The sequence below is a fragment of the Planctomycetia bacterium genome (assembly GCA_034440135.1).
Classification (GTDB): Bacteria; Planctomycetota; Planctomycetia; order Pirellulales; family JALHLM01; genus JALHLM01.
This window is the reverse complement of record JAWXBP010000324.1, coordinates 1-3,245: the sequence shown is the minus strand read 5'-3', so window position 1 is coordinate 3,245 and position 3,245 is coordinate 1. Positions and strand designations below refer to the sequence as shown.

4 protein-coding genes are annotated in these 3,245 nt (G+C 56.2%); all 4 read right to left on the bottom strand.

The features are described 5' to 3' along the window. A partial coding sequence (locus SGJ19_19660) for an acyl-CoA desaturase (GenBank protein MDZ4782469.1) occupies positions 1–773 on the bottom strand: 773 nt, incomplete at its 3' end. A gap of 402 nt (positions 774–1,175) precedes the next feature. Beyond that, positions 1,176–1,352, bottom strand: a complete 177-nt coding sequence (locus tag SGJ19_19655; GenBank protein ID MDZ4782468.1) for a CsbD family protein — start codon at positions 1,350–1,352, stop codon at positions 1,176–1,178. 362 nt (positions 1,353–1,714) lie between these two features. Continuing rightward, a complete protein-coding gene (locus SGJ19_19650; protein ID MDZ4782467.1) occupies positions 1,715–2,083 on the bottom strand; it encodes a 4a-hydroxytetrahydrobiopterin dehydratase in 369 nt (122 codons plus the stop codon). Between the two features lie 137 nt (positions 2,084–2,220). Continuing rightward, positions 2,221–2,781 (bottom strand): Na-translocating system protein MpsC family protein, encoded by a 561-nt coding sequence (locus SGJ19_19645; GenBank protein MDZ4782466.1) that lies wholly within the window; start codon positions 2,779–2,781, stop codon positions 2,221–2,223. Between the last annotated feature and the right edge of the window lie 464 nt (positions 2,782–3,245).

Sequence of the window (3,245 nt, the reverse complement as noted above, 5' to 3'; positions counted from 1 at the left end):
CCCTCACCGAAGCCGAGGACTCCAAAGACGAAATTGTTTCGGCTTTGGTCGCCGGTCCGGAAAGGCTGACGGCCCCACAGATGACAAATCGAATTGATGCTCCAGGTCACATGATGGACCAGAAATATCCGCGCCAAGCCGCCCCAAAGCAGGCCGGACAGTGCTCCCATCCAGGTTCCCGTCAGCAGTCCGCCCAGTGCCGCTGGAATCAGCAAGCCGAGCGTCACCCACAAGGCGAAAAGCCTGTCGGCCATGCGCAACAGGCGGCTTTGCTGGAGATCTTTGACGTAGTGGGGTAGATTCGGCGGGTCGGGCTTGAAGAACCAGCCTACATGCGCATGCCAGAGGCCCTGCAACATTCCCAGAAAATCATCGCCTTGCTCGTGCGGCGAATGGGGGTCTCCGTGCATGTCGCTGTGTTGGTGGTGACGTCGATGTATGGCGACCCATTTTAGCAGCGGGCCCTCCACGGCCATCGACCCGAGGACGGCCAATCCAAACTTGGCCACGCGATTGGCTTCAAAGGCGCGGTGGGTAAACAGTCGGTGGTAGCCTACGGTGATTCCTACGGCCGTCAGCATATACATACCCAACAAGAGGCCGCAATCGACCCACTGGAAGCCCCGGCCCCACAGGGAAGCCACGACGGCCACGAAACCAAGAAACGGCAGGATGACCACCGCGAGATTTAGCAACCGCACGCTCGTAGAGATCGTCTGTTGCGGGCGAAGGTCGGTTTCAACTTCGGTTGTTGCAGCCTGGGTGTAAAGCATCGACCATCTCTAACTCCATGTGAAATCTAGGGGATATCCGTTTCAAAGGTGCTTCAGCCTCATGGCGATACGATCCTCGACTCCGTCCGACCGGCTCGCTCGCGTCTTCTGACTTAAATGCTTGCGAACAGCCGTGGTCACTCGCCAAATTGAGTCTTGGTGCTGGCCGGCGCAATGGCCAGCCGCACGAAAGGCCATTGCGCGGCGTATATATGGCGCCGGCAACTATCCACGTCCGCGGCGGCTCCAGTAATAGCCGCCACCCCCGCCGAACAGAAGAAACAACACAACGATCAAAATGATTAGCGTAGTAGTGTCCATTTTCTTTCCATTTCTTTAGTTGAACCAAGCCGGCTTCGGACACTCCGCGCACCGGCTACCCAGTCACAATGCGACGAAGCTTCAGTCGCGCACTTTCTTCACCGCTTGCCCCACCTTATCGACGGCCTTCTTGGCCACTTGCTTGATCTTGCCGACCGCCTGGTCAGTCTTGCCGTCTGCGCGAAGCTTGTCGCTGCCGGTCAATACGCCTGCGGCTTCCTTAATTCGGCCTTTTGCCACGTCTGTCTTGCCACCCATGACGGTGACTCCTATTGTTCGGGGTTGTTGAGAAAATCGAGCGCAAAAAAAAAAACGACGTGTCCGAACATCCTGAGGTATTCGAGCACGTCGGTTTACTCGTTAACTGGCCTCCCGGCACGGCCGGGATGCCCTCTATGTAGTCATCCGACGAATCAACTTTATTAGAGCGGAGTCAAAACCCCATCCCAGTGTTATTATAATGCACTGCGTGGGAAATGCCAGCCGATTGCCGGCTCGCGGCGGCTCCGGCATCTTTAAGGGCGTCTGCACTGACTCCGTCAGTCGTTTCAAAACCGTCCGCCGCGATGACCGCGACGCGAAAAACCGGATACGTCGAGCCTTGGATTGTTCCCGGGCGTCTACTGGCTCGTCTTCCGCTTGATCGGTAGCTTGTCGATCTTCGCAGCCAGGATGAAATCATTATCCGACAACCCTCCGATCGCATGCGTCGAAAGCTCGATCCACACGTTGCGGAAGCCTTCAAGGTGCAGGTCGGGATGATGACCTTCTTTCTCGGCGAGTCGGCCCACTCGATCAAAGTACTCCAGCCCGGCAGTGAAGTTCTTCACAACCCAGTCTTTGCGAATCCGCTCACCGGCGTGCGTAATCCGCCAGCCCGGAAGTTTTTCTAGCTGCGCTTCGGCTGCGGCCCTTTTGACCTTCGCCACGTCTCCCTCGCAGGGCGAGCATTGTTTATGCACCAATTCCTTCAAAGTCTGAACTGTCATGGCGTGGTCCTTTCGTGCTCAGAGAAATAGAGTCGCACTCGGACGCGCCTTTATCATTCGCCGACTCGGTTGTTGGCTCGGCCAAAATGGTCGCTGCCTGCGCCAGCTTCAACTCAGGTGTGAATGTTGAACTTTCGCTACGACAAGAGTTTGTCCGCCCCGGTAGCTGCTAAGGCAGCGGCATCAACTTTCGCCGGAGTGTTTGGCGCCAGCAGGAAGACCTGCACCGTGGTGCCAGTGGTGAAGGCATGCACAATGGACCCGGACGTCGGCTCGACTTCCGCCGCCGCTTCACGAACCTGCCTTCCGGTGATACGGTTGATTTCCTGCCGAAGCGATTCGGAAGAAGTCGCAAAGAGTTGCCGGTGAAACTCCTGCAACCGAACCGCACCACCTGCACTCTTGGCCATTTCCTTTTCCGCGGCCGTCAAAGCTTCGTGCAGCGTGATGACCAGCGTGTCTTCGCTCAGAACCACGCTCACTGCCGTCGGCGTGTGGCCCGTACTCTTATGCTGAAATTCGCAAATCGCGTGGGCAATCTGCTCGGCGATTGTTCCGGTCTGCTGGTCCTCACAATCGTTGCATTCGACGGTTGTTGAATTCTTGTCCATCGAGTAAGTCTCCTGGAAATGTGAGCGTTGCTGCTGCCACCAGCAATAAAAAAAGCCGACGTGTCGGAACACCCGCAGGTATTCCATCACGTCGGCTTACTCTTTAACGGGCCTCCCAGTTTGACCGGGGTGCCCTTCAGTTAGTCATCCGATAGATTCTGCCTCAATTGTACGACTAGCCGAAACAATTGCAAACGGAATTAGCCCGCTTTTGGCGGTTGCGCTGGTAAAAATCATCGAAAACCTCGACGAGTCGAGAGTTGTCGTCATGGGGTAATGGATCGCCGATACAGCTAGTCAAACGCACTTCGCGCAGATGAGCTTCGTTCAATAGTACGTCCGATCAAAGGCTCGTCTCCCAATAAATTCGAACGACACGGCAGTCGTAGCGTGAACCGCGCATACAAACTGTCATGCCGACAGGTCGACGGACAGAACCATTTCCTTACCGCAGGAATTGGAAACGTCGCTGGCCTCATCGTTCCTTTTCTGCCCCCGCGCAGTGGAACGAGGCTATTCTGTCTTCGCTTCCAGGTAGTAACAGGGTGGCT